The 23186-nt window shown below is 68.6% G+C and carries 21 protein-coding genes; 10 read left to right on the forward strand and 11 right to left on the reverse strand.

Annotated features, from left to right (window positions below; genetic code table 11):
* Window positions 1-86: 86 nt before the first annotated feature.
* From F790_RS0100800 to F790_RS0100810, 3 genes are all read right to left on the reverse strand, one after another.
* Window positions 87-1400, reverse strand: coding sequence for a nitrate regulatory protein (locus tag F790_RS0100800; protein WP_018876965.1), 1314 nt, complete (start codon window positions 1398-1400; stop codon window positions 87-89).
* A gap of 127 nt (window positions 1401-1527) precedes the next feature.
* Window positions 1528-1884, reverse strand: a complete 357-nt coding sequence (locus F790_RS0100805) for a DsrE family protein (protein ID WP_017941855.1) — start codon at window positions 1882-1884, stop codon at window positions 1528-1530.
* Window positions 1885-1974: 90 nt separating this feature from the next.
* Window positions 1975-2217, reverse strand: a complete 243-nt coding sequence (locus tag F790_RS0100810; protein WP_019590155.1) for a hypothetical protein — start codon at window positions 2215-2217, stop codon at window positions 1975-1977.
* A 303-nt stretch (window positions 2218-2520) separates the two neighbouring features.
* On the opposite strand from F790_RS0100810, the gene F790_RS0100815 reads away from it, so the two are divergent.
* A complete protein-coding gene (locus tag F790_RS0100815; protein ID WP_018876967.1) occupies window positions 2521-3078 on the forward strand; it encodes a TMEM165/GDT1 family protein in 558 nt (185 codons plus the stop codon).
* Here F790_RS0100815 and F790_RS0100820 read toward each other — a convergent pair.
* From F790_RS0100820 to F790_RS0100840, 5 genes are all read right to left on the reverse strand, one after another.
* Window positions 3013-3789, reverse strand: a complete 777-nt coding sequence (locus F790_RS0100820) for a TVP38/TMEM64 family protein (RefSeq protein ID WP_019021057.1) — start codon at window positions 3787-3789, stop codon at window positions 3013-3015. The two genes, F790_RS0100815 and F790_RS0100820, sit on opposite strands and share 66 nt — an antisense overlap.
* A 5-nt stretch (window positions 3790-3794) precedes the next feature.
* Window positions 3795-5201 (reverse strand): replication-associated recombination protein A, encoded by a 1407-nt coding sequence (locus tag F790_RS0100825; protein ID WP_019021058.1) that lies wholly within the window; start codon window positions 5199-5201, stop codon window positions 3795-3797.
* A gap of 29 nt (window positions 5202-5230) precedes the next feature.
* Window positions 5231-5854: an outer membrane lipoprotein chaperone LolA gene (gene lolA / locus F790_RS0100830; RefSeq protein WP_019590591.1), complete on the reverse strand. Its 624-nt coding sequence runs from the start codon at window positions 5852-5854 to the stop codon at window positions 5231-5233.
* Between the two features lie 128 nt (window positions 5855-5982).
* Entirely contained in the window at window positions 5983-8379 is a 2397-nt protein-coding gene (locus F790_RS0100835; RefSeq protein WP_019590592.1) for a DNA translocase FtsK, read from the reverse strand.
* Between the two features lie 55 nt (window positions 8380-8434).
* Window positions 8435-9700 carry a methyltransferase domain-containing protein gene (locus F790_RS0100840; RefSeq protein WP_019590593.1) on the reverse strand — a complete coding sequence of 422 codons (1266 nt, stop codon included), beginning with the start codon at window positions 9698-9700 and terminating at the stop codon, window positions 8435-8437.
* A gap of 70 nt (window positions 9701-9770) precedes the next feature.
* On the opposite strand from F790_RS0100840, the gene F790_RS0100845 reads away from it, so the two are divergent.
* From F790_RS0100845 to F790_RS0100860, 4 genes are read left to right on the forward strand one after another with little or no spacing between them, the layout of a single operon-like run.
* A complete protein-coding gene (locus F790_RS0100845) occupies window positions 9771-10493 on the forward strand; it encodes a hypothetical protein (protein WP_019590594.1) in 723 nt (240 codons plus the stop codon).
* A gap of 41 nt (window positions 10494-10534) precedes the next feature.
* Entirely contained in the window at window positions 10535-11932 is a 1398-nt protein-coding gene (locus F790_RS0100850; RefSeq protein ID WP_019590595.1) for an MBL fold metallo-hydrolase RNA specificity domain-containing protein, read from the forward strand.
* Window positions 11933-11989: 57 nt separating this feature from the next.
* Complete coding sequence (locus F790_RS0100855) at window positions 11990-13651, forward strand: Na/Pi cotransporter family protein (RefSeq protein WP_019590596.1); 1662 nt, start codon at window positions 11990-11992, stop codon at window positions 13649-13651.
* A gap of 50 nt (window positions 13652-13701) precedes the next feature.
* Window positions 13702-14811 (forward strand): RNA ligase, encoded by a 1110-nt coding sequence (locus F790_RS0100860; protein WP_018871185.1) that lies wholly within the window; start codon window positions 13702-13704, stop codon window positions 14809-14811.
* Between the two features lies 1 nt (window position 14812).
* Here F790_RS0100860 and F790_RS0100865 read toward each other — a convergent pair whose 3' ends face one another.
* Complete coding sequence (locus tag F790_RS0100865; protein WP_019590597.1) at window positions 14813-15289, reverse strand: YbhB/YbcL family Raf kinase inhibitor-like protein; 477 nt, start codon at window positions 15287-15289, stop codon at window positions 14813-14815.
* Between the two features lie 137 nt (window positions 15290-15426).
* On the opposite strand from F790_RS0100865, the gene F790_RS0100870 reads away from it, so the two are divergent.
* The 4 genes from F790_RS0100870 to F790_RS0100885 all read left to right on the forward strand — a co-directional run bounded on the left by F790_RS0100870 (window position 15427) and on the right by F790_RS0100885 (window position 19495).
* Complete coding sequence (locus tag F790_RS0100870) at window positions 15427-15852, forward strand: hypothetical protein (RefSeq protein WP_019590598.1); 426 nt, start codon at window positions 15427-15429, stop codon at window positions 15850-15852.
* 89 nt (window positions 15853-15941) lie between these two features.
* Window positions 15942-16769, forward strand: a complete 828-nt coding sequence (locus F790_RS0100875) for a hypothetical protein (RefSeq protein WP_019021067.1) — start codon at window positions 15942-15944, stop codon at window positions 16767-16769.
* A complete protein-coding gene (locus F790_RS0100880) occupies window positions 16762-18531 on the forward strand; it encodes a hypothetical protein (RefSeq protein WP_019590599.1) in 1770 nt (589 codons plus the stop codon). Before F790_RS0100875 ends, F790_RS0100880 begins: the two co-directional genes overlap by 8 nt.
* Window positions 18524-19495 (forward strand): patatin-like phospholipase family protein, encoded by a 972-nt coding sequence (locus tag F790_RS0100885; RefSeq protein WP_231363074.1) that lies wholly within the window; start codon window positions 18524-18526, stop codon window positions 19493-19495. Before F790_RS0100880 ends, F790_RS0100885 begins: the two co-directional genes overlap by 8 nt.
* A 20-nt stretch (window positions 19496-19515) precedes the next feature.
* On the opposite strand, the gene dcd is transcribed toward F790_RS0100885, so the two are convergent.
* Both dcd and apbC read right to left on the reverse strand, forming a co-directional pair.
* On the reverse strand, window positions 19516-20082 hold the full coding sequence (dcd, locus tag F790_RS0100890) for a dCTP deaminase (protein WP_018871181.1): 567 nt from the start codon (window positions 20080-20082) through the stop codon (window positions 19516-19518).
* 19 nt (window positions 20083-20101) lie between these two features.
* Complete coding sequence (gene apbC / locus F790_RS0100895; RefSeq protein ID WP_018871180.1) at window positions 20102-21193, reverse strand: iron-sulfur cluster carrier protein ApbC; 1092 nt, start codon at window positions 21191-21193, stop codon at window positions 20102-20104.
* 530 nt (window positions 21194-21723) lie between these two features.
* On the opposite strand from apbC, the gene F790_RS0100900 reads away from it, so the two are divergent.
* Window positions 21724-23064: a hypothetical protein gene (locus tag F790_RS0100900; RefSeq protein ID WP_019590601.1), complete on the forward strand. Its 1341-nt coding sequence runs from the start codon at window positions 21724-21726 to the stop codon at window positions 23062-23064.
* Window positions 23065-23186: the final 122 nt, after the last annotated feature.

Genomic DNA, 23186 nt, shown 5'->3' on the forward strand with positions numbered 1-23186 from the left:
AAGCCCCTGCCAGTCGCGGACACTGGCAGGTGCTTCGCGGGCAAGCCCGCTCCCACAGGGCCGGCATCCGTTTCCCGGGGAGTTAGCTACAGGCCGCCCTTGCCCAGCAGGTCGGACATCGCGACGGTCGCCTCGGCGACCTCGGCCAGGCGCCGGTTCTGGTTCATCGCCGTCTGGCGCAGGAGCTTGTAGGCCTGGTCCTCGCTGAGGCCGCGGTGCTGGATCAGCAGCGCCTTGGCACGCTCGATGGTCTTGCGCTCGGCCAGGGCCTGGCGTGCCGCATGCAGTTCATCCTCCACCGACTGCAGCCGGGCCGCCTGGCGCTGCACCAAGTCCATCACCGAGTGTCCGACGATCGGTACGTTGAGTGCGGCATCGCCCTCCTCCTGCGCGGGCTCCAGGCCCTCCGGCGCGCCGAAGAACACCGCATACGGGACGCTGTCGCGCAGTTCCGACTCGGCGAGTTGCGCGACCCGGTCACGCACCGCGCCGAGGTCCGCGCGATCCGCCGTGATGCGTGCCGAGCAGCACTCGTTCAGGTGCATCTCCAGCAGATCCTCGATCTCCTTCATCGCGTCGATGCGCGCGGTGGTACAGGCAAACCATTCCTCGGCCCGGGCGGGGTCGTGGTGCCCTGAGGCCTCGGTACAGGCCCGGCGGCGCAGACGCTCGATGTCGGCGGCGAAGGCCGCCGTCTGCAGCTCGCGCCAGGCGGCACAGGCCGCCGGTGCCGCGAACTCGGAGAAGATGCGGAACGCCCGTTCCTGGGCATCGATCCGATGGACCAGCGCCTGGCGCAGTTCGGGCTCGAAGTTCGCGGCGCCAAACCCGGCGGCCCCGATCGCGCGCTCCTGCCCTGCCAGTTCCTTGCCCTGCATGAAGTTCAGCAGGGCCACCAGGGCCCGCGAGACCTCGGGATCGGTCGCCGAATCCGCAGCCTCGAACACCAGGGCCATCAGGGCGCGAATCAGCTCGCTGAAGCCGCGGGTCGAGTCCATCGGGCTCAGGGTCAGCTCCAGGACCTCCTCGCGCAGGCTGCCCAGGCCGGACAGGCCATGCAGCGCCAGCGCCATGCGCCCCAGCAGCCGACTGCGGCCATGGGCGCAGGCGTCCGGGGCCAGCCAGCCATCCAGGTGCTCGCGGAACGCGGCCGCGGCGGCGTCCGATTCGGCCCGGTACTGCTCCAGTTCGCGGGTATAGCGCTGGCCGCCGGACCCGATCCAGAGGCTGGAGGCCCCGCGCTCGCGCTGCAGGGCATGCACCAGCGCGCGGATGCGCCCGACCAGCTGCACCGCCTCCAGCAGGCGCTCCAGGCTCACCACCTCGCACTTGCGCGAGGCGACCAGGAAATCGCCAATGGACTCTTCGAGGGAAAAATTCGGGGATGTGTTCTGGGTCATGCTCGTCGTCCGTGAATCACTCCCGGAACAAACAAGCATGCGATGTGCCAGTTCGACCGACTGACAGCGGGGGTACAAACAAAAACGGGCGGGGCATCACGCCCCGCCCGCGGAACGGCACGGCCGATCAGAAGCTCATGGAGCGGTCGAACTCGGCGACGGCCTGGACGTAGTGGCCCATGCCGGCCATCTCGGCGTTCGGCAGGAAGTTGTGCTCGCCGACGTCGCGACCCTTGGCGCAGGCCTCGCAGGCCCAGAACGGAACGCCTTCACTCACCAGCGAATCCACGATGTCCTTCATTGCCGGCATGTTATGGCCGACGATCTTGTCGTACACGTTGCGGTTGGCGATGTTCACGGCCTCGCCCTGCAGCCAGACGGTCACGTCGTGGCCCTGCTGCTTGGCCACATTGGCGGCAATCATGCCAAGCGTGGCGCGGGTCGGGTCGTCGGTACCGGCGGTGACGGCAACAATAAAGCGCATGGGAGTCTCCCGGGGTTGAAAAGGTGCGAAATCGGTAGCGGCCGGCAAGCGGCGCGTCGATTTCCCACAAGCCAGGGAGAAACAATCGGCTCAGGGGGCGCCCTTCGTGGTGAGACTGTTGCGATAGAGCTTGAACGCCATCAACAGCCAGGGCACGGCATGGACGACCAGGTCGAGCACATCGAGTGGCCGGGTAAGTTCCCCGGCAAACAGCCAGCGCAGTTTCTCCGCGACATGCGGCTCGGGGATCCAGGGGGCCAGGCCGACGGTCGCAACCAGCAGTGCGAACAGCCAAAGGGGGGCCCGATCGACCCAGTAAAGGAAGCGTTTCATCGCGCGCATGCTACCCAAGCCCCGGCGGCGGCGCAGCCCGGAGCCGCGATCGTCCTTGCCCGCGCGGACCGGGATGACTAGAGTCCTGCCAGCTTCAGGGGAGTAGCGACCCGGGTGGCCTTGCCTCACCGGGGTCTGCATCAACAGATTCGATCCTCCGCCCGGAGGACCGTGGTGCAGACAGCCCCGCCGCCGATGCGGCACCGGGCCCCGCGAGACCTGTGGCATGGCGCCCCGATCCGTGGCCGGGTGGGTGGTGCGATGTCACGTGTCTTGCCCACCCACCCGGCCCGGAAGACCGTCATGGAAGCCCTGCTCGTCTCTACCGTCATCGTCGCCATCGCCGAGATGGGCGACAAGACCCAGCTCCTCGCCCTGCTCCTGATCTGCCGCTACCAGCAGACCTGGCCCATCATCTGGGGCATCGTGGTGGCCACGCTGGCCAATCACTTCCTGGCCGCGCTGGCGGGCGTGTGGATCGGCGCCAGCATCCCGGAGGACTGGCTGCGCTGGGGTCTGGGGATCGGGTTCATCGTGATGGCCGCCTGGGTACTGGTCCCGGATGGCGAGGACGAGCTGCCGGCCGCGTCGAAACACGGCGTGTTCTGGACCACCACGGTGCTGTTCTTCCTGGTCGAGATGGGCGACAAGACCCAGGTCGCCACCGGCGCGCTGGCCGCGACCTTCGACAGCCTGATCCTGGTCGTGATCGGCTCGACCATCGGCATGGTGCTCGCGAATGCCCCGGTGGTGTGGCTGGGCCAGCGCTTCGCCTGCCACCTGCCCCTGCGGCTGTTACGCGCGCTCGCCGCCCTGCTGTTCCTCGCCCTGGGCATCGGGGTCCTGCTCGCCTGGGTCTGAGGGAGACACTGAAGTCATTGGCGCCTCGGTGTGCAGTGTCTTCTGGCCCAGCCAGATGCGGCGCACCAGGCGCGGCAGCAACAGCAACAGCGCCAGCACCGCGAGCAGGGCCAGACCCAGCTGTACCCCGCTGTCGGCGCCACTGGCGATCTCCCGGGTGGCGTGCCCCAGCCAGGCATAGGCGAACAGGCTGGGGATCAGGGCGACCATGGTGGTCAGCGCGAAGACCGGCAGCGGCAGCCGGACCAGCCCCAGGGCGTAATTGGTTGGGGCGAACGGAAACACCGGCACCAGGCGGGTCAGGGCCACGACCCGCCAGCCCTCGGCCTCCACATCGGCGCGCAGCCGCGAGCTGCGCGGGCCCATGCGCGGGGCCAGCCAGGGCTGCAGCCAGGTACGCGCCAGCAGGAAGGCAATGACCGCCGCCAGGGTCGCTGCCAGCAGGCTGAGGGCGGCGCCGGTGAAGGGGCCGAACAGGGCCCCGCCCAGCAGGATCCAGAAGGTACTGGGCAGCGGGAACAGGGCCAGCAGCATGAAGGCGAGCACGAACACCAGATAGGCACCCGCACCCCAGCCCCGCAGCCAGGCCTCCACCTCGCCCAGCGGGAAGCCAAGGCTCGGCCACTCGGTGGTCAGCAGGATCCACGCCAGCGACACACCGAACAGGATCGCCGCCACCGTCAGCCACCGCTTGTGATGCCGGATGCGCAACCCGGTCAGCCCTCCCCGCCGGGGTTTCCGCCCGCGTCGCGCAGACGGTCCAGGCGCTCCGCCAGCGCGCGCTCGGTGCCGTCCCGGCGCGGGCTGTAGAAGCGCTCGTCTTCCAGACCCTCCGGCAGGTAGACCTGCCCGCGGGCGAAGCCATCGGGCTCGTCGTGATCGTAGCGGTACCCGGCCCCGAAGCCTTCCGCGCGCATCAGCTCGGTCGGCGCGTTGCGCAGATGCAGCGGCACGCCCGGGCTCCCGGTCTCGCGGATCGCCGCGCGCGCCTGGTTCAGCGCAACGTAGGCACTGTTGCTCTTGGGTGCGGCGGCCAGTTCGATCACCGCCTGCACCAGCGCCAGGTCACCTTCCGGCCGGCCCAGGCGTTCCAGGGTCTGCCAGGCCGCGAGCACCCGCGCGCCCAGCCCGACTGCGGCCAGGCCGATGTCCTCGTAGGCCATGCGCAGCAGCCGCCGGCCCAGGTAGTCCGGATCGCAGCCGGCATCCAGCATGCGGGTCAGCCAGTACACCGCCGCGTTGGGGTCGGAACCGCGCACCGACTTGTGCAGCGCGGAGATCTGATCGTAGAAGGCATCGCCCTGGCGGTCGAAGGCCAGGGACTGCGCGCCCATGACCGCGCGCAGGGCGTCTCCGGTAATCGCCCCGTCGCGGGCCAGGTCGGAGGCGGTCTCCAGCCAGTTCAGGGCACGCCGGGCATCCCCGTCCGCGGCCCGCGCCAGGCGCTGACGCTCCTCCGCATCCAGTGTCAGGCCGCGGCCGCCCAGGCCCCGCTCCGGATCCTCCAGGGCGCGCTCGATCAGGGACTCGACCGCTTCCGCCCCCACCGCCTCCATGCGATACACCCGCGCCCGCGACAGCAGCGCGCTGTTCAGCGCAAACGACGGATTCTCGGTGGTGGCCCCCACGAACGTGAGCGTGCCGTCCTCGATATGCGGCAGCAGCGCGTCCTGCTGCCCCTTGTTGAAGCGGTGGATCTCGTCGATGAACAGCAGCGTGCCGACGCCGTTGCGCCGCCGGGTCTTCGCCGCATCCACCACCGCACGCACGTCCTTCACTCCGGCCAGCACCGCCGACAGGGTCACCAGCCGCTGGGCGCCGGCCTCGGCCACCAGCCGCGCCAGCGTAGTCTTGCCACAGCCGGGCGGCCCCCACAGGATCATGGACGGGGTCTGACCGCTTTCGATCGCGCGGCGCAGCGCGGCATCCGCGCCCACCAGGTGATCCTGCCCCACCATCTCGTCCAGCCGCGCCGGGCGCATGCGCTCGGCCAGCGGGGCAGCGGGATCCACGGTCGTTGCCGCGGCTGCGGACTGCGATGACGGGTGGGCCGGCGGGTCGGCCTCCGGGCCGCCGGCGGGATCGTCCCCGAACAGGTCGTTGTCGAACAGGTCGTCACTCATGCCGGAATTGTAACCCCGCCGGGAACGGGTCAGGGCCGGTAGACGTCGGCCCCGTCGGGCACCTCGAAGCGGAAGGTGTCCGGATCCAGCTCCGGGTTGCGCTCGCTGGCGCTGAACCGCACGTCGGTGACCTGCCCGAACAGGTCCTCGAACTGCATGCGCACCAGGTCGCCGTCCGGGGTCAGATCCAGCATCATGCGCACGAAATCCGCATGCTCGTCGCGCGGCAGCAGCAGCAGCCGCAGGGCCTCGCCATCCGGCACCGGCAGGATCATCGTGCGAAAGTGCGCCTCCAGCCGATCCGGCTGGCTGATGGCGGCGATCGGCGTGGCCTCCAGCGCGTCGCCCAGCGGGCGCACCGTGGCCTGCGCCAGATCCGGTTCGAACGTCCACAGTTCACGGCCATCGGACACCACCACCTGCGGGAACGGCTCGCGCACCTCCCAGTACAGCCGGTCGGGAAGCCCCAGATGCATCACCCCTTCGGATTCCTGCAGGGTGAAGCCGGTCTCGTCACTGACCGTCTGGGTGAACTCCGCGGAGAACGTCTCCAGGCCGGCCATGAAACGTTCCAGCGCCAGGCGGGCATCATCGGTCGCAGCCGCCGGCGCGGCGAACAGGAGCAGCAGTGCCGCCAGCAAGCCGGCGAGCATGGAAGACCCGCGCAGCGGGCCAGTGGCAAAACTCGGGGGACGCGGGTTCATGCGATCTCCGTCAGGGAAACTCGGATCAACAGATTGCGCGGCGACAGCTTAATCCGCAGTGAACGAGGCCGTGCACCTCACTCGTTCGAGCGATCGGGCACCAGCACCTCGCGATTGCCGTTGGACTGCACCGGGCTGACCAGTCCGGCGGTCTCCATGTCCTCCACGATCCGCGCGGCGCGGTTGTAGCCGATCTTCAGCCGTCGCTGTACGTAGGAAATGGAGGCCTTGCGCGACTCGGTGACGATCTGCACCGCCTGATCATAGAGCGGATCCGACTCCGATTCGTTCCCGTCACCCGATTCCAGCCCGGGAATCGCCGCCGCGCCGGCCTCCGGCTCGTCGAGGATCGCCTCGTTGTAGTCGGGTTCGCCGGTGGACTTGAGGTACTCCACCACCTGGTGCACCTCGTTGTCGCCCACGAACGCGCCGTGCACGCGCTCCGGCATCGCCTTGCCCGGCGGCAGATAGAGCATGTCGCCATGACCCAGCAGGTGCTCCGCGCCCATCTGGTCGAGGATGGTGCGGGAATCCACCCGCGAGGACACCTGGAAGGCGATGCGACTGGGGATGTTGGCCTTGATCAGGCCGGTGATCACGTCCACCGACGGGCGCTGGGTGGCGAGGATCAGGTGCAGCCCGGCCGCGCGTGCCTTCTGCGCCAGGCGCGCGATCAGCTCCTCCACCTTCTTGCCCACCACCATCATCATGTCGGCGAACTCGTCGACCACGATCACGATGAACGGCAGCGGCTCCAGCTCCGGCGCCTCGGTCGCGGTGACCGACTGCGCCGGGTCGAACAGCGGATCCTTCAGCGGCTCGCCGGCGGCGCGCGCGTCGCGCACCTTCTTGTTGAAACCGCCGATGTTGCGTACCCCCAGCGCCGACATCAGCTTGTAGCGCCGTTCCATCTCGCCCACCGCCCAGCGCAGGGCGTTGGACGCGTCCTTCATGTCGGTGACCACCGGGCACAGCAGATGCGGGATGCCCTCGTAGACCGACAGCTCCAGCATCTTGGGGTCGATCAGGATCAGCCGCACTTCTTCCGGGGTGGCCTTGTACAGCAGCGACAGCAGCATCGCGTTGACGCCCACCGACTTGCCGGAACCGGTGGTGCCGGCCACCAGCAGATGCGGCATCTTCGCCAGATCGGCCATCACCGGCGCGCCGCCGATGTCCTTGCCCAGGGCCATGGTCAGCGGCGACTTGCCGGAGTCGAACTTCTCCGAACGCAGGATCTCGCTGAGCGCGACGATCTCGCGGTTGTCGTTGGGGATCTCCAGACCCACCGTGGAGCGTCCGGGGATCACCTCGACGATGCGCACCGCGATTACCGACAGCGAACGCGCCAGGTCGGTGGACAGGCCGGAGATGCGCGAGGCCTTGACCCCGGGGGCCGGCTGCAGCTCGAAGCGGGTGATCACCGGCCCCGGCTGCACCGCGACCACCTCGACCTCCACGCCGAAGTCCTTCAGCTTGAGCTCCACCTGGCGCGACAACGCCTGCAGGGCCTCTTCCGAATGCCCCTCGGAGGCCGCCGGGGGTTCGTCCAGCAGGCCCAGTGGCGGGATCGGATCGGCGCCCTCGCCGGCGGTAAACAGCGGGACTTGCTTTTCCTTCTCCACTCGCGGGCTGGGCGGCGGGGTCTCGACCTTCGGCTCCACCCGTTTCGGCGGACGGTCGGCGGTGCGTTTGCGCTCCTTGTCCACGCGTTCTTCGCGCCCGGCCCGCTGCTGGCGGCCGATGCGGCGGTCGCGCGCCAGCTCCAGCCGCGCCCTTGCGGCCTCCCAGCCGCGCACCAGCGCACGCCCCAGGCCATCCATCAGCGCAAACCACGACAGCCCGGTGAACAGCGTGACCCCGGCAAGGAACAGCGCCAGCAGCACCAGCGTGCCGCCGACCAGGCCCAGCCCGGCGACCGCCCAGCCGCCGAACAGATCGCCCAGGATCCCCCCGGCGTGCACCGGCATCCCGCCCGGCAACAGGTGCAGGGCCGCCAGCGCCGAACCGGCGATCAGCGCCACCATCAGGGCCGCGCCGCGCACGCCGATCTCCAGGGCACTGGCCATGCGCGCATCCCGCCGGTGCCGGAACAGCCACCAGCCGATGCCGGCGACCGCCAGCGGGATCAGGAAGGCCAGATGGCCCAGCAGGTGAAAGGCGATGTCGGCGAACCACGCCCCGGTGGTTCCGCCGAGATTGCGCGTCCCGTCACCGTCCCCGGTAGTGGACCAGGCGGCGTCACCCGGGTGATAGGTCACCAGGGCCACCAGCAGGTACAGCGCCAGCATGCCGAAGATCAGCAGCGCGCCCTCGCGGAGCCCGCGCAGCAGTTGACCGCTGAGCGTCGGCGGTGCGGGAGGCTCCGGCGTCTTCGTATCCCGAGCCCGCGCCTGCTTCGGGCCCGGTTTCTGACCCTGTTTCTGGCCCGAATTCTGGCTCTTGCTTCCCGATTTGGCCTTGCTTGCGGCCATGCATTCCCCGTCGGTTCCGGCCCGCATGCGCGGGTATCTCGAATCAGGATGCAGTTTACCGGTTAAGAGCCCCGCCGTGGGGACTTGTACCCCATACCGCAAAAACCGGATCCGCATGGTCCAGGCGGCCTGCGTAAGGGTCATCCGCCGGCCGCGGCAGGCCGCGCAGGCTGAACGTGGTCAGGTCGACGAAACCCGCCTCCAGGAACCGGTCCAGCACCAGTCCCATGCGCTCGAAGTCGAACAGCCGTTCCCAGACCGCGATCGCCCTGGTGGGGAAGCAGCGATCCGAAAACGTCACCACGAACACGCCACCCGGGCGGAGCACCTCCCGCACCGAGGCAAAGACCGCGCCGGGCCGGGTCAGATATTCGACCGAAGCGGTACAGACCACCACGTCCAGGCTGTCCGCCGGGAATGGCAGACGGGGACAGGCATTCAGGTCCTGCACCAGGGCCTGGCTCAGCGCCGGGTTGGCGGCCAGCTCTTCCCGGTTCATGCCCAGACCGACGACCGCCTCCGGCTCGGCAACCCCGTCCAGATGCGATGCCCAGCTCGCCATGAGATCCAGCACCCGCGCCCCCGGCGGTACCAGCGCGGCGTACAGTGCCGCGACCCCGGCGCGCGCGGTGGCATCCAGATGGTGGACCATGCGCGGCCGGGCGTAGAACGCCGCATCGTCCGCCGGATCTTCCCGCTCGCAGGCGCCGCCGCTCCAGAAATCCGTCGGAACCCCGCGCCAGCGGGCCTGCATCCCGGGCCCGCGTTCGGTCAGCCGCCCGGTCACGTCGACCGGGGACCCCTCGCGGCTTTCGGGATGTACCCCCAGCAGCCGACCGGTCAGACGCAGCTCGCGCCCCGCGAGGGGGTGGTTCAGGTCCGCCAGCAGGCGGTCCTCTTCCAGGGCCCCCACGCGAAACAGGGCCCGGTCCCCTTTCTCGATCCCGGCATGTCCGGCGATGAACCCCCGCGGATAGAACCTTCCGGCCCGCGGCTCGACCACCCGGTGGCGCCGCAACCGCCGGTTGAAGGCCGCCGGCGACAGCTCCACGACCCCTGCGGGATCGGCCGCGGGTACCAGGGACGCCGCCGGCCATTCGCAGGCCTCGCCCGGCGAACTTCCGCTCAGGCCGGAACCATCGCCGGCGGGCCAGAGATCCCGTTCGGGATCCAGGCGCGGGAGGTACAGGCATTCGCGATGGCGGGCCTCGCCACTGCTCCAGTCCAGCGTCCAGCCGACATCGGCCGCCCCTCCTGCCGACAGTGCCCCGGCATCCGGGATCTCGACCATGCCCGACTCGGGTACAAACGGATCCAGCATGCCGTTCTCCTTTCGTTCCCCTGCGTTATCATGCGGCGAACCGCCCGTACGCGGCCACCCGGAGGGAGCCATGACCGAGCCTTCACCCGTCCTGCTCGTCGCCGTGATTGCCGGCGATCTGGAGGAACGCGCCGTGCATATCGCCGCCGAGGAGGGCGCGCCGAAACCGTCGCTGCACGAGGGCTTCGGCATCGGCTTTCCGGAGCACATGCGTTTTTTCGGCGTGACCTACCAGGGACTCGAATCGGTGTGCATCTGGAAGACCGATCCGGCACGCGGTGAACGCATCGCGCGGCGGCTGAACCTGGAACTGGACCTGCTGCAGCCCTATAACGGCCTGGCCTTTACCCTGGAGGCCTCCGACGACACCGATGCGCTGCTGGACATGGCCAATGCCCGCCCGCAGGCCCCGTGCGCGCCCGGACACGCGCCGCCCCCGCCGGCCGCCGGACTGCCGCTGTCGCTGCTGGCGGTGATGTTCCCCGACGCCGATCGCGATGCGGCGGTGGAGATCGTGCGCCGGGGCGGCGGCGCCGGGCTCACCCTCATGGATGCACGCAACGCCACCACCGACCACCATCCGCGCATCCTCAGCCTGCACTACGAGGGCGCCCGCACCCTGCTGCTGGCGATCCTGGAGACCGGTCACGGCGAACGCCTGCGCACCACGCTGGACACCGAACTGGGACTCGCCGCGCGCGGACGCGGCCTCGGGCTGGTGCTGCCACTGCGCGGAGTGGCCGGGCTCAAACCGGAGCAGATCGAGCGGCTGCTGGAAGACGGCGACCGCTGACCCCCTGCGACCGCCCCGCCAAAGCCGGTACACTGCGCGGCATGGCACAGCTTACCTTTCAGGGCGCCACCGGCGAGGTCACCGGTTCGCGCTATCGCATCGACACCGACCACGCCCGTTACCTGCTCGAATGCGGCATGCAGCAGGGCGGCAGCGACGCCGACGAGCACAACCGCGCCTCGCTGGCCGAGGTGGCGGCGAACACCGACGCCGTGATCCTCTCGCACGGCCATCTGGACCACTCGGGCCTGCTGCCGAAACTGGTGCGCGACGGCTACCGCGGCCCGATCTTCTGCACGCCGGGGACGCTGGAACTGCTGGACATCATGCTGCGCGACTCGGCCTTCGTGATGGCGAAGGACATCGAATGGGAGAACAAGTGGCGCGCGCGCAACGACCGCGAGCTGCTGGAGCCGCTGTACGACGAACAGGACGTGGAGACCACGCTCGAACTGTGCGAGCCGGTCTCCTACGGCCAGCCCCGGCATCTGGACGACGGCTCGCGTCTGACCTTCCACGACGCCGGGCACATCCTGGGTGCCGCCATCGTCGAACTGGTGGTGCCGTCCGGCGGCCGCGAGCGGCGGCTGCTCTTCTCCGGCGACCTCGGCAACCCCGAGTCGGTGCTGATGAACGAGCCCGCACGCCCGGAGCAGGCCGACCACGTACTGCTGGAAAGCACCTACGGCGACCGTGACCACCGCCCGCTGGAAGAAACCATCGACGAGTTCGCGCAGATCCTGCAGGAGGCCTGGGACGATGGCGGCAACGTGCTGATCCCCGCCTTCGCCGTGGGCCGCACGCAGGAAATCCTCTACCACCTGGGCATGCTGCACCACGCCGGACGGGTGCCGCAGCAGAAGATCTTTCTCGACAGCCCGATGGGGATCCGCGTCACCGAGCTCTACGCGCGCTGCCGCCAGTCCCTGAACTCGGAAGACCTGGAGCGGCTGCATCAGGCGGCCAACGGGAATCCGCGGGAATACCTCCCGCCGCTGGAGTTCACCCGCACGGTGGAAGAATCCATGGCCATCAACCGCATCTCCGGCGGCGCGATCATCATCGCCGGCGCCGGGATGTGCAACGGCGGCCGTATCCGCCACCACCTCAAATACAACCTCGAACGACGCAGCACGCATCTCGTGATCGCCGGTTTCCAGGCCGCCGGGACCCTCGGCCGCCAGCTGGTGGACGGCGCCCGCTCGGTCAAGATCCACGGCGACGACATCGCGGTGAAGGGCCATGTGCATACCCTGGGCGGGCTCTCCGCGCACGCCGGCCAGTCCCGGCTCCTCGACTGGGCCGCCGGCTTCCGCGACCGACCGGTCTTCCATCTGGTGCACGGCGAACCGGCCGCGCGCGAGGCCCTGGCGCAGGTGATGCGCGAACGCGACCTGGACGCCCGCATCCCGGACTATGGCGACACCATCGAGCTGTAGCCGCCACCCGATCCCGGGCCCGGAAAAGGGCTCGGGATCGGGCATCGGGGTACAACCATGACCGGAGCCCCCGACACCGGCGCCCTGGCGCTGATCGCCGGTTTCCTCGGCGGTCTGGGCCTGTTCCTGCTGGGCATGCACCTCCTCACCGACGGTCTGCGCACCGCCGGGGGCAAGGCCCTGCGCCGGATCCTCGGCAGCTGGACCCGCAGCCGCAGCCGGGCGCTGGCCACCGGCGTGGGCGTGACCGCGCTGGTGCAGTCCTCCAGCGCCGTCACCCTGGCGATCATCGGCTTCGCCAACGCGGGCCTGCTGACCCTGGGCCAGTCGGTCTGGGTCATCTTCGGCTCCAATGTGGGCACCACCGTGACCGGCTGGCTGGTCTCCATCCTCGGGCTGGAGATCCGCATCGAGGCCTTTGCCCTGCCGGCGATCGGGGCCGGCGCACTGATGTACATCATCACCCGCGGCGCGCGCCTGCCCTACCTGGGGCTCGCGCTGGCGGGGTTCGGCCTGCTGTTCCTCGGCATCGACGTGCTGCGGGTCACTTTCGTGGATCTCGGCGACACCGTGGACCTGGGGGCACTGGCGCGTCCCGGCTTCCTCGGGCTGGTGATCATGGTCGCCATCGGCATGCTGCTGACGCTGGCCATGCAGAGCTCGTCGGCGGCCATGGCCATGGCCCTGACCGCCGCCATGAGCGGCGCGATCCCGCTGGAGGCGGCCGCCGCCGCGGTCATCGGCTCCAACCTGGGGACCACCATCAAGGCGGTGCTCGTCGTGATCGGGGCCACCGCCAATGCCAAGCGCGTGGCCGCCGCACACGTACTGTTCAACGGCCTGACCGCGATCGTGGCCCTGCTGATGCTGCCGTGGTTCCTTGCCGCCATCGAATGGATCTGGGGCGGACCGGAGGCCGCCCCCGCCCCGGCCATGCTGCTGGCCCTGTTCCACACCGCATTCAACGTGCTCGGCGTGATCCTGATGATCCCGCTGGCCCGACCGATGATCCGGCGGCTGCAGCGGCACTTCGGCGGCGCGGATCTGGACGAGGCACGTCCCCGCCACCTCGACGACAGCAGCGCCCGGGTCCCGGAGCTGGCCCTGCAGTCACTCACCATGGAGGTCGACCGCGCCGGCGAACTGGCCTACCGCATGGCGCGCGACGCCCTCGCCGAGACCCCGCCGTCCGAATGGGGCCTGCGTCAGCGGCTCGATGTCGTCGAACGACTGGTGGAGGCCATCGGCGAGTTCGCCAACCGCGCCGGGCGGGTGTCGATGGCGGACGCCACGGCCGAAGGGATCGCCGAGGCGGTGCGGGTCGCCCGCTACCATCAGGACATCGCCGCGCGCGCCGCCGAGATCGCCGAACTGCGCCGCAGCGCCAGCGATGACACCACTGCGGAGATGACCGCGCGGCGCCGTGCCTGGCAGGGCCGCGTGATCCGCGCCCTGGACTGGGCCCGCCTGGAGGCCGACGAGGAGACGGCCGGGACGCCTGCGGAGGAGGTGTCCCGCGCGGTGGAGGACGTTGAAGCCGCCTATCAGGAACTCAAGGCGGCGCTGCTGCGCGAGGGCACCTTCGGCGCACTGTCGATGGCGGAGATGGACCGCCAGCTGCGCATCATCAGCCTCGCCCGCCGCCTGGCCGGCCAGGCGGCCCGGGCGCACGAGCGCGGGACCGCCCTGCACGCCCTCGCCGGCAACGGCCCGGGCTGAGGCGTGCCGGCGCAATGTACGCGCCCGCGGCCGGGGCGATACACTGAGGCATGGACGCCGCAACCCTCGAACAGGCCCTGGAACAGGGCCGCGCCCGCGAGCAGCAGTTCGCGGACCTGACCTCCCACCGCCTGCTGGAGAGTGTGGATGGCTTTCCGCGCGGCAGCGTGGTGCTGCCCGACGGGCGCGTGCTGCCGGGCTACCCTTCCATCGCCCGCATCCAGTCGCTGGCCGCCGGCCTGCCGCGCCAGTTCGACGGCCCGTTCCGGGCCGAGGAGAAGATCGACGGCTTCAACGTGCGCATCCTGCGCGAGGGCGACGCGATCTACGCGTTCTCGCGCGGCGGATTCGTGTGCCCGTTCGCCACCGACCGGGTGCCGGATTTCGTCGACCCGCAGGTGTTCGAGGAGGACCCGGAGCTGATCCTGTGCGCCGAGATCGCCGGCCCCGACACCCCGTACATGGAGGGCACCAGTGCTCAGGTGGAACACGACATCCAGCTGTTCGTGTTCGACATGATGCGCCGCGATCACGCGGGCTTTCTGCCGCATGCCGACAAGCAGCGCCGGATCGAGCGCCATGGTCTGCCGCAGCCGGCGCAGCACGGTGTCTTCCACCCCGACGAGCTCGAGGCCCTGCGCCATCGGATCCTGGAACTGGACGCGCGCGGGGTGGAGGGGCTGGTGCTCAAGGCCGAGGACAACGGCACGCGCGCCAAGTACGTGACCGGCCGTTCCTGCATCAACGACATCCGTGTCTGCAGCGGGCAGCTGCTGGACCTGCCCGCGGAGTATTTCACCCACCGCCTGATGCGGCTTGCGGTCTTCCTGACCGAGCACGGACACACCGGCGACCCGGAGATCGAGCGCGCCCTCGGGCGCGCTTTCCTCGAGGGCATGGACGACGCGGTCGCCTCCAGCGAGCAGACCGGCCATGTCGGCCAGCACTATCGCTGCCGCTTCCGCGAGCGCGCCAACGCCCTGCGGTTCATCGAGCACATGCGCACCACTGGCGGACGCCATGTACGCGTCGACCCCGCCAGCCCGCAGCCCGAGACGGGCGAGCGGGAAGGCTACTGGCGGGTGGACCTGGAGCGCCGCTTCGACCGCATGACCGGCACCCTGGCCTCGGCCCTGCGCGGCGACTCGCAGTTCGACTGAATCAGTCGCGGGTGTAGGTGCCCACCAGCCGGTTCATGCCGATCACGTGCGGTTCGGCGCGTTCCAGGAATTGCTCCATGGTCAGCCCGGGCGGGGCCTGCAGATCGGCATCCAGGGCCATGACCCAGAAGAAATAGTGATGCACCCCATGACCGCCCGGGGGCATCGGCCCGCCGTAGCCGTTGCGGTCAAAGTCCGTGTGCCCGTTGGTCCCCAGCGAGGTGCCGGCTTCCAGCTCGGAGACATCGGGCGGCAGGTTGTACAGCACCCAGTGCACGAAGCCGTAGGACCCGGGCTTGACCAGCGGGGCATCGGGATCGTGACAGAGGATCGCGAACCCGCGGGTGCCCTCGGGCGCGCCGCGCCACGCCAGCGGCGGGGAGACATCCTCGCCCTCGCCGGTGTAGCGCGCCGGGATCTTCCCGCGCGACTCGAACTCCGGGCTGGTGAGCTGCATGTCGGACAGCGCAAAACCCATAAGGACCTCCTGGCACGTTGGTGTGGCCTGTAGCCACCTCACCGTAGCGACCCTGCCGGCTTGATGCCAGGGGGTGGCTCGGGCGAAACCTGTGCCCATTTGCAGCGCCGGCCGGGCTGCCTGATCATACCGGCGTGATGACCCGCTGGCTGCGCAATCCGTTCCGTCGCAGGAATCCGCTGGACACCGCCGCGCGCGCGGTGGACCGGGGGCGCGCCGGCGTGGAAACCGTGCTGGGCCTGCCGCACCGCCTGGCGGTGCCGCTGCTGCAGCGCCATTTCGGCGATGCGGCGGTGCCCTCCAGCGAGGGCTTTCGCGAACACGGCCGCGACGGTTCCTGGACGCTTCCCGCGCCCGCCCCGGAGTTCTCCGTGCGGCTGGATGCCGACTCCGGGGGACGCCTGGTCCACGGCCGCATCACCGGTTCCGGCCCTTACGCCGGACTGGTGGTCTTCAGCGACTGGAGCCCGGACCACCCGGCCGCGGTCTGGCAGATCCGCGTCGAGGAACCGGCCGGAGAACAGGCCACTGCCCTGCAGGATTACCTGCTTAAGGGGTCCTGAACGAGATTTGCGTCACATCTTCTGGCGTGCAATGATTCAACCTGCCTGTTCTTCTGGGTATTGACCCGACCGCATTCTACGGACAGATCATGCCAGACACCCGGACCATCGTCCGCTTTGCCGGGCTCAACGACCGCGTCGACCGCGAACCGGCACTGCGCACCCTCGAACGGGCCCTGTCGATCCACGCGGATCCGTCGCCCCACGGCGGGCCGCCTCGGGCGCGCGCCGAGGAAATCCTGTGTGACCCCGGCGCGCAAATCGCGTCCTTTGCTGACCCCGCAGAGGCAAAACACCTGGTCCAGCGACTGGAACGCAACGGCATCCACTGCGATATGGCGACCGCGGAAGACAGCACGGACGGCGAGGACGAAGCCACGCCGTTGTTCGGTAGCGATGCCGGCTTCCGGGAAATGCGCCAGTGTCCGCACTGCGGCGAACGCCAGGAAGCCGCGCGACAGACCTGCATCGCCTGCGGGCACGTGATGGACGATACCCGACCCCGGCCGGCACCACGCCGGCGCGCACCCGCCGCGGAATCACCCGCAGTACCAGCCGGAAGACCCGACGCCGACACGACGCACGAAGGGCCCGGCTACCACACGCGGCCTATCTTGCCAGGACGAGTTTCACTGGTCTTGCTGACCGTCGCCCTGGTCGGCGGAGGCTACAGCCTCTGGGGCCCGGAACTCGCTCCCCCGGACGAAGACCCCGAGACCCCCTCATCCATCATTTCTCCGGAGATGGCGGAGTCGGAGTCGGCCGGACCGACCTATGATCCGGAAGCCGGGGTGAACCCCTACGCCGAGCGCCTCGAAGAACTCGGGGTCGATACCGAACAGATGCAGGAGACCGTCGGAGCAAGCGACGCCGTCCCGCAGCTGGACCGAACCATGGAGATGGAAGAGCATGAGTGAAGCCCTCGCGGAACAGCAGAAAACCGATGACCGGCAGCGCGTCTTCGCCGCGGACCGGCTGGAACTGCCCGAGGGCATCATCCGCGAGCTGATGGAGCTGGATCCCATCGCGGATCCGGACTGGAAGAAACGCCTGGAGGCCAACCTTCGTCAGCTCGGTGAAAACGAGCGAAAATACGCGTTTCATCAATACCTGGAACCCAAGGGGATCCGCTACAACGCCAAACTGAAACAGCTGGAGTACGAACCGCCGCTGACCTTCGAGCAGGCCTTCCACAATACCTCCAGCCCGGAACTGCGGGATATTGGCGCCCGCCTGAAACAGGCTCAGGAGGATATCGACAGCGCCGAGACGCCCGAGGCCTTCGCCGACCACCTGGAAGGTTCGCTGTCCCTGCTGGACGAATTCGATACCGGCGACGACCTGGCCCTGCAGAAACAGAAAAAGGCCCTGCGCGACGCCTACCTGTTCCGGTTGGTCGAGCTGACGCGCCGGGCATCGTTCACCGTGGGCCGCAACTATCGCGGGATCAGTGCTGCCAACGTGAAGCGCTACACCATCGAGGTGTTCCTGAAGCACCAGCTGCTCGGCTATCGGTTCCGGACCCTTCCGGTCACCACGCTGGAAGAAGACCCGCACCCCTTCATCCGGGACGTCGTCGCTCCGGAGGCGCGTACGCGTCAGTGCGACATCGTACGGACAGCCACCACCATCTACCTGATCGCTCCCACGGAGGGCGACCATCTCAACCCGTTCTCGGTACGCCGCTTCCTGCGCGAGGAAGTCACGGGCGACCGCTTCGTCCACTTCAACGCGGCGGTCATACCGGCGAAGCACGAGAGCCTGGACCAGGAAAATGTCCAGAAAGTCGTGCAATTCACCCTGACCCGGATGGTCACGCTGCAACGCAAGCTGAGCGGCAACATCGTCGCGGCGGTGGAGGAGTTGTGGAAGGCCCAGCACGACTATCTGGCCCCGATGCTGCGCGAACCCATCGACCCGGGCACCTCGTCACTGGACCACGCCATCACGCGGCGGGTGATGCACTTCGAGAAGGCGGTAGCAAACGAGATCCTCCGGGAGATGGACCGACTCCTTCGCGAGGAGGCCAGCACGCCGGACGATTTCGATTACCTGTACATGAGCCTGCGGCGCCTGCTGATCGAACTGGCGGGCGAGGTCCGGGACTTCGGCATGGATTCGGCGGCCCGCTGGAGCCGCAAGACCGACGAGCTGGATCTCCGCGTGATCTCCATGCTGCGCCTGCTGGAGAAAATGCGCACGCATATTTTTTCGGTCGATGCCGGTGCCGACGACGCGGAGGGACGCAAGGAGCTGGAGGAATTCCAGAGCGAGTTGAACAAACTTCTCAAACAGGCCGAAGACCAGGAACTGGCCCTGCGCGAACGCCTGCAGGAGGCCCAGGCCCGGGAAGAACGTTCGCGCCGCTTCTATCAGCACTGGCTGGAGACCATGCTACGGGGCTTTCGCAAGCCGGAAACCGCCGAAGAAGTTCAGGAGCGAATCCGCAAGAACCGTTTTGACTGCTATATCGAGGCGATCCGTCTGCAGAAGCGCAACCGGCGCTACTCCGTCTACCTCGAGTTCGAGGAACTGACCCCCATCAAGGAGGGCGTCCGGCACTACGCCATCCCCCGCGGACGTCAGGGAGTGAGCCAGCTGCCAGCAATCCTGCGCATGTCCGAAGACATGGAGACGTTCAGCATAACCGCAGTCAAAAACGCCCTGACCCTTGGCTAGTTCCAACAGGATCGCCCCCAGAACGGTATCGCTCGTCCTCGGCAGCGGCGGCGCTCGCGGTCTCGCCGAGATCGGAGTCATCCGCTGGCTGGAAGACCATGCAAACTACGAGATCCGGACGATTGCCGGCTCCTCCATGGGGGCGGTGGTCGGCGGCATCTATGCGGCCGGGCAGCTGGACACCTACGAGGAATGGGTGTGCACCCTGCGGCGCCAGGACGTCTGGCGACTGCTGGATTTCTCGTTCTCCGGGGCCGGTTTGTTCCGCGGCGAACGCCTGGTCGAGAAGCTCCGCGAGATGCTGGGCGATACCGACATCCGCAATCTGCCCATCCGCTTTACCGCGGTGGCCACGGACATCGAACGCGAGCGCGAGGTGTGGCTCAACGAGGGGGCGCTGTTCGACGCCATTCGCGCGTCCATCGCCATCCCCACGGTATTCACCCCGGTGCGCCTGAACGGGCGGCTGCTGGTGGACGGCGGCCTGCTCAACCCGGTCCCCATCGCTCCGACCCTGTACGACGACAGCGACGTCACCATCGCGGTCAGTCTCAACGGACGGGTGGACGAGCGTCTGGGTCCGAAACGCAGTTCGCCCGGGGACCATCAGGGGGGGTCCACCGCCACTCGCCTGCGCGACGGCCTGCGCAGCGCACGCGACGTGCTGCCCGACCGCATCGGCTCCTGGCTGCAGGACTGGCAGGGGCGTCTGGGCCTGGACGAGGCGGACCCACAGCTGAGCCGGGAACAGGAGGCGCGGGCGCTGGGAATGATCGACATGGTCTCGCATTCCATCGAGGCCATGCAGGGCAGCATCGCGCGTTTCCGCGTCGCCGCCTACAACCCCGAGCACCTGATCGAGGTGCCCGTGAACGCCTGCGGGGTGTTCGACTTCCACCGCGCGCGGGAGATGATCGATCTGGGATACGAGCTGGCCGAACGCCGTTTCGCGCTGGAGCGGTAAGAAAGCGGTCCCGGCCGCGCTCAGGTGCGCGGCAGCGTGACCCCGCGCTGGCCCTGGTACTTGCCCCCGCGGTCCTTGTACGACGTCTCGCACTCCTCGTCCGACTGCAGGAACAGCATCTGCGCCACGCCTTCATTGGCATACACCTTGGCCGGCAGCGGCGTGGTGTTGGAGAACTCCAGCGTCACGTGGCCCTCCCACTCGGGTTCCAGCGGGGTCACGTTGACGATGATGCCGCAGCGGGCATAGGTCGACTTGCCCAGGCAGATGGTCAGCACGTCGCGCGGGATGCGGAAGTACTCCACCGTGTGCGCGAGCGCGAAGGAATTGGGCGGGATGATGCAGACGTCGGCATGCACGTCGACGAAGCTGCCCTCGTCGAAACCCTTGGGATCGACGATGCTCGAGTTGATGTTGGTGAAGATCTTGAAGTGATCCGAACAGCGCACGTCGTAGCCGTAGCTGGACGTACCGTAGGAGACGATGCGCTCGTCGTCGCGATAACGGATCTGGCCGGGCTCGAAGGGATCGATCATCCCCTCGGCCTCGGCCATGCGACGGATCCAGCGGTCGGACTTGATGGTCATCCCTGATCGCCCGCCGTCATCAGTTGTTCTGGATGACGATGTTGGGAAACTTGCTGCTGTAGTCCCGCGCCTGTTCCGCCAGCCGGGCGCCGGTGCGCCGCGCGATCTCGCGGTAGATCTCGGTGATGCGACCATCGGGGTCGGCGATCACGGTCGGTTCGCCGCCATCGGCCTGCTCGCGGATGCGGATGTCCAGCGGCAGCGCGCCCAGCAGGTCCACGCCGTATTCCTCCGACATGTTCTCCGCGCCGCCCTGGCCGAAGATGTACTCCTCGTTACCGCATTTCGAACAGATGTGGATGCTCATGTTCTCGATGATCCCGAGCACCGGCACCTCGACCTTCTCGAACATTTGCAGGCCCTTGCGCGCGTCCAGCAGGGCGATGTCCTGCGGCGTGGTCACGATCACCGAGCCGGAGACCGGGATCTTCTGCGACAGCGTCAGCTGAATGTCGCCGGTGCCCGGCGGCAGGTCGATGACCAGGTAGTCCAGGTCCTTCCAGTTGGTCTCGTTGATCAGCTGTTCCAGCGCCTGGGTCACCATCGGCCCGCGCCAGATCATCGGCGTGTCCTCGTCGATCAGGAAGCCGATGGACATCGCCTGCACGCCGTGGCGCTCCAGCGGTTCCATGTGCTTGCCGTCCTTCGACTCCGGCTTGTCCTTGATCCCCAGCATGCGCGGCTGGGAGGGGCCATAAATGTCGGCGTCGAGGATGCCGACACGCGCACCCTCGGCCGCCATGCCCAGGGCCAGGTTGACCGCGGTGGTGGACTTGCCCACCCCGCCCTTGCCCGAGGCCACGGCGATGATGTTCTTGATCCCGGACATCGGCTTGAGGCTCTTCTGCACCGCGTGGGTCAGGACCTTGCAGCCGACATTCACCTCGACCGCCGCGTCCCCGGCGACGCCGCGCACCGCCTGCTCCACCGCGGCTTGCAGTTCGTCGTGGTAGCCGGAAGCGGCATAACCCAGCTCGATGTCCACCGCGACCCGCGAGCCGTCGATGCGGATATCCTTCACCTGGTTGGCGGACACCAGGTCGGTTTCGAGGTACTTGTCCTGCACCTGCTTCAGGGCGGATTCGATCTGCTCGCGCGAGAGTTCAGCCATGGTTGCCCGGTTTCCGTTGATTGGGAGTGTGATCGCGCGATTCTACTGCCCGCAGACCGGGACGCCAATGACTGCACGCCACGGCCGACTTTCGGCGTCCCCGGATCCGGGCCGAGAGGAGGCCTGTCAAGGCCCCAGCCCGACAGATTGTCCGATTTGTGCACATCCGCGGCGATCGGCCACCCCGGCGGGACAGGATAGCGAAAACAGCCGGAAAGACACTCGACAAAACTTTTTCAAGTCCCTGTTTATGAATCGTTTTTAAAAAGTTGGTCGTTTTTTGACCAATCTGAGGCAAAGCCCCGTCTGACAAGGCTTGCGGACAAATGCCACGGGTTTTCCCACAGAGTTATCCACAGGTTCTGTGGACAGTCACGGGGCTTGACACCCGTCACCCGATAGCTCCGGCAATGTGACCCGGCCGACAGAACCCGCCCGCCGTGCATGCCGCGCCGTGCATCGCCCGGTCGAAGCCCGTAATGTGAAGACTTGCGCGACGCGTATCCAGCGGGAAGGGTCCGGACAAATTCATGCTCAAGGAAGTGGCGATCGGCGGTGCGGTCCTGGTGGTCGCGGGACTGGGGTATCACCAGTACGAAATCGGTCAGATCGAGCGCAGCCTCGACGAGTTCGCGGCGGAACTGCGCCCGCTGGGCGAGCTGGACTATTCCGGGGTGCGCATCGGCCTGAACGGCCACCTGCACGTCGACGGCGTGCGCTTCGACCCGCACGCCCTCCCCGGGCGGCTGCGGGCCGAGCGCATCAGCGTCGAGACGGACGGCATCCCGGAGCTTCTGCGCCTGCGCCGCACCCTGGAGCGCGACCGCCTGCCGCGAGCCCTCGGCGCCTCCGTGCACCAGCTGCGGGTCCCCGCGACATGGTCGCGCGCCAACGCGGATGCCCCCCTGGCCCGTTTTGTCACCCGCCTGGACACCGCCGGCTGCAGTGCCCTGGCGGACGCCGGGCCCGGGCAGGTGCTTGACCGTCTTGGCATGGCGCGGGCGCCCGTGGACCTCGCGCTGTCCTATCGCATTGAAGGCAGTGGCGAGCGGCTGGAGCTGCGCGGGGCATACCAGGCCGGCGCCCTCGGCGGCTTCCACGGCCGGGTGGAGTTCGAGCCCCGCGCCGGTTCGCGCGACCTGGAACGCTTCGTCCCGGCGCTGCTGGAAGCGCCCATGCGCGAGTTCGGCCTCGAATACCGCGATGCGGGCTATTACACCTCCCTGCAGGACTTCTGCCTCCGCGAATCCGGCCTGCAGGCGGAGTCCTGGCGCGAACACCACATGGGCGAATGGCTGCAGACATGGGCCGATGCCGGATTGCAACCGGGGCCGGCCCTGACGCGCGGCTATCGCGAATTCGTCGCGCAGCCGGACTCGATCGAGCTGCAGGCGGGTCGCGTGCGCGATCCGCTGCGGCGGGCACGCGGTCTGGATTCGCCGATAGAACTCCTCGACCGCGTGGATCTGCGCCTCGCGATCAACGGCGAGCGCATCGGGCCCGTGGTCCTGCACACCGGGGATTTCGTCGGCCTGCCCGACGCGACGGAGCCGGACACGGGGGGCGACTCTCCGGACATGGAGGCAGCGCGCGACCGCGAGCCCGAGCGCGCCACCGCATCCGCACCCGGACCCGGCGTCCCCGCCACGCACGAATCCGGGGCCGCGGCGGCCGGCGTCCTCGCCTGGGACGCCCTCCCCGACCGGGTGGAACGCTACGTGATCGTGACCACCGAACGCGGGCACCGCCGCCCGGGCCGACTGCTGGAGGTGGACGATGACGAGCTGCGCCTGCGCCAGCGCCTGCATGGCGGATTCATCGTGGTGCGGCTGCAGCGCGACGAGATCCGCGAGATCCGCGCCGCCCGTTGACACGCCGCATCCTGCACGGTTTGTGCACAGACCGGGACGCCCCCGGGCGTAGTCGCCAACCGGGCACGCGTCACGCTCGGGAACGACATGCGGAAAAATCCCAAGTTGCTGTTTATAGGGCC

It is taken from the genome of Thioalkalivibrio sp. ALE20, from assembly GCF_000381405.1.
Lineage (GTDB): Bacteria > Pseudomonadota > Gammaproteobacteria > Ectothiorhodospirales > Ectothiorhodospiraceae > Thioalkalivibrio.

Coding starts and splice junctions, on each gene's coding strand:
- F790_RS0100800 (WP_018876965.1), bottom strand. CDS start 1,400: ATGACCCAGAACACATCCCCGAATTTTTCCCTCGAAGAGTCCATTGGC.
- F790_RS0100805 (WP_017941855.1), bottom strand. CDS start 1,884: ATGCGCTTTATTGTTGCCGTCACCGCCGGTACCGACGACCCGACCCGC.
- F790_RS0100810 (WP_019590155.1), bottom strand. CDS start 2,217: ATGAAACGCTTCCTTTACTGGGTCGATCGGGCCCCCCTTTGGCTGTTC.
- F790_RS0100815 (WP_018876967.1), top strand. CDS start 2,521: ATGGAAGCCCTGCTCGTCTCTACCGTCATCGTCGCCATCGCCGAGATG.
- F790_RS0100825 (WP_019021058.1), bottom strand. CDS start 5,201: ATGAGTGACGACCTGTTCGACAACGACCTGTTCGGGGACGATCCCGCC.
- lolA (WP_019590591.1), bottom strand. CDS start 5,854: ATGCTCGCCGGCTTGCTGGCGGCACTGCTGCTCCTGTTCGCCGCGCCG.
- F790_RS0100835 (WP_019590592.1), bottom strand. CDS start 8,379: ATGGCCGCAAGCAAGGCCAAATCGGGAAGCAAGAGCCAGAATTCGGGC.
- F790_RS0100840 (WP_019590593.1), bottom strand. CDS start 9,700: ATGCTGGATCCGTTTGTACCCGAGTCGGGCATGGTCGAGATCCCGGAT.
- F790_RS0100845 (WP_019590594.1), top strand. CDS start 9,771: ATGACCGAGCCTTCACCCGTCCTGCTCGTCGCCGTGATTGCCGGCGAT.
- F790_RS0100850 (WP_019590595.1), top strand. CDS start 10,535: ATGGCACAGCTTACCTTTCAGGGCGCCACCGGCGAGGTCACCGGTTCG.
- F790_RS0100855 (WP_019590596.1), top strand. CDS start 11,990: ATGACCGGAGCCCCCGACACCGGCGCCCTGGCGCTGATCGCCGGTTTC.
- F790_RS0100860 (WP_018871185.1), top strand. CDS start 13,702: ATGGACGCCGCAACCCTCGAACAGGCCCTGGAACAGGGCCGCGCCCGC.
- F790_RS0100865 (WP_019590597.1), bottom strand. CDS start 15,289: ATGGGTTTTGCGCTGTCCGACATGCAGCTCACCAGCCCGGAGTTCGAG.
- F790_RS0100870 (WP_019590598.1), top strand. CDS start 15,427: ATGACCCGCTGGCTGCGCAATCCGTTCCGTCGCAGGAATCCGCTGGAC.
- F790_RS0100875 (WP_019021067.1), top strand. CDS start 15,942: ATGCCAGACACCCGGACCATCGTCCGCTTTGCCGGGCTCAACGACCGC.
- F790_RS0100880 (WP_019590599.1), top strand. CDS start 16,762: ATGAGTGAAGCCCTCGCGGAACAGCAGAAAACCGATGACCGGCAGCGC.
- dcd (WP_018871181.1), bottom strand. CDS start 20,082: ATGACCATCAAGTCCGACCGCTGGATCCGTCGCATGGCCGAGGCCGAG.
- apbC (WP_018871180.1), bottom strand. CDS start 21,193: ATGGCTGAACTCTCGCGCGAGCAGATCGAATCCGCCCTGAAGCAGGTG.
- F790_RS0100900 (WP_019590601.1), top strand. CDS start 21,724: ATGCTCAAGGAAGTGGCGATCGGCGGTGCGGTCCTGGTGGTCGCGGGA.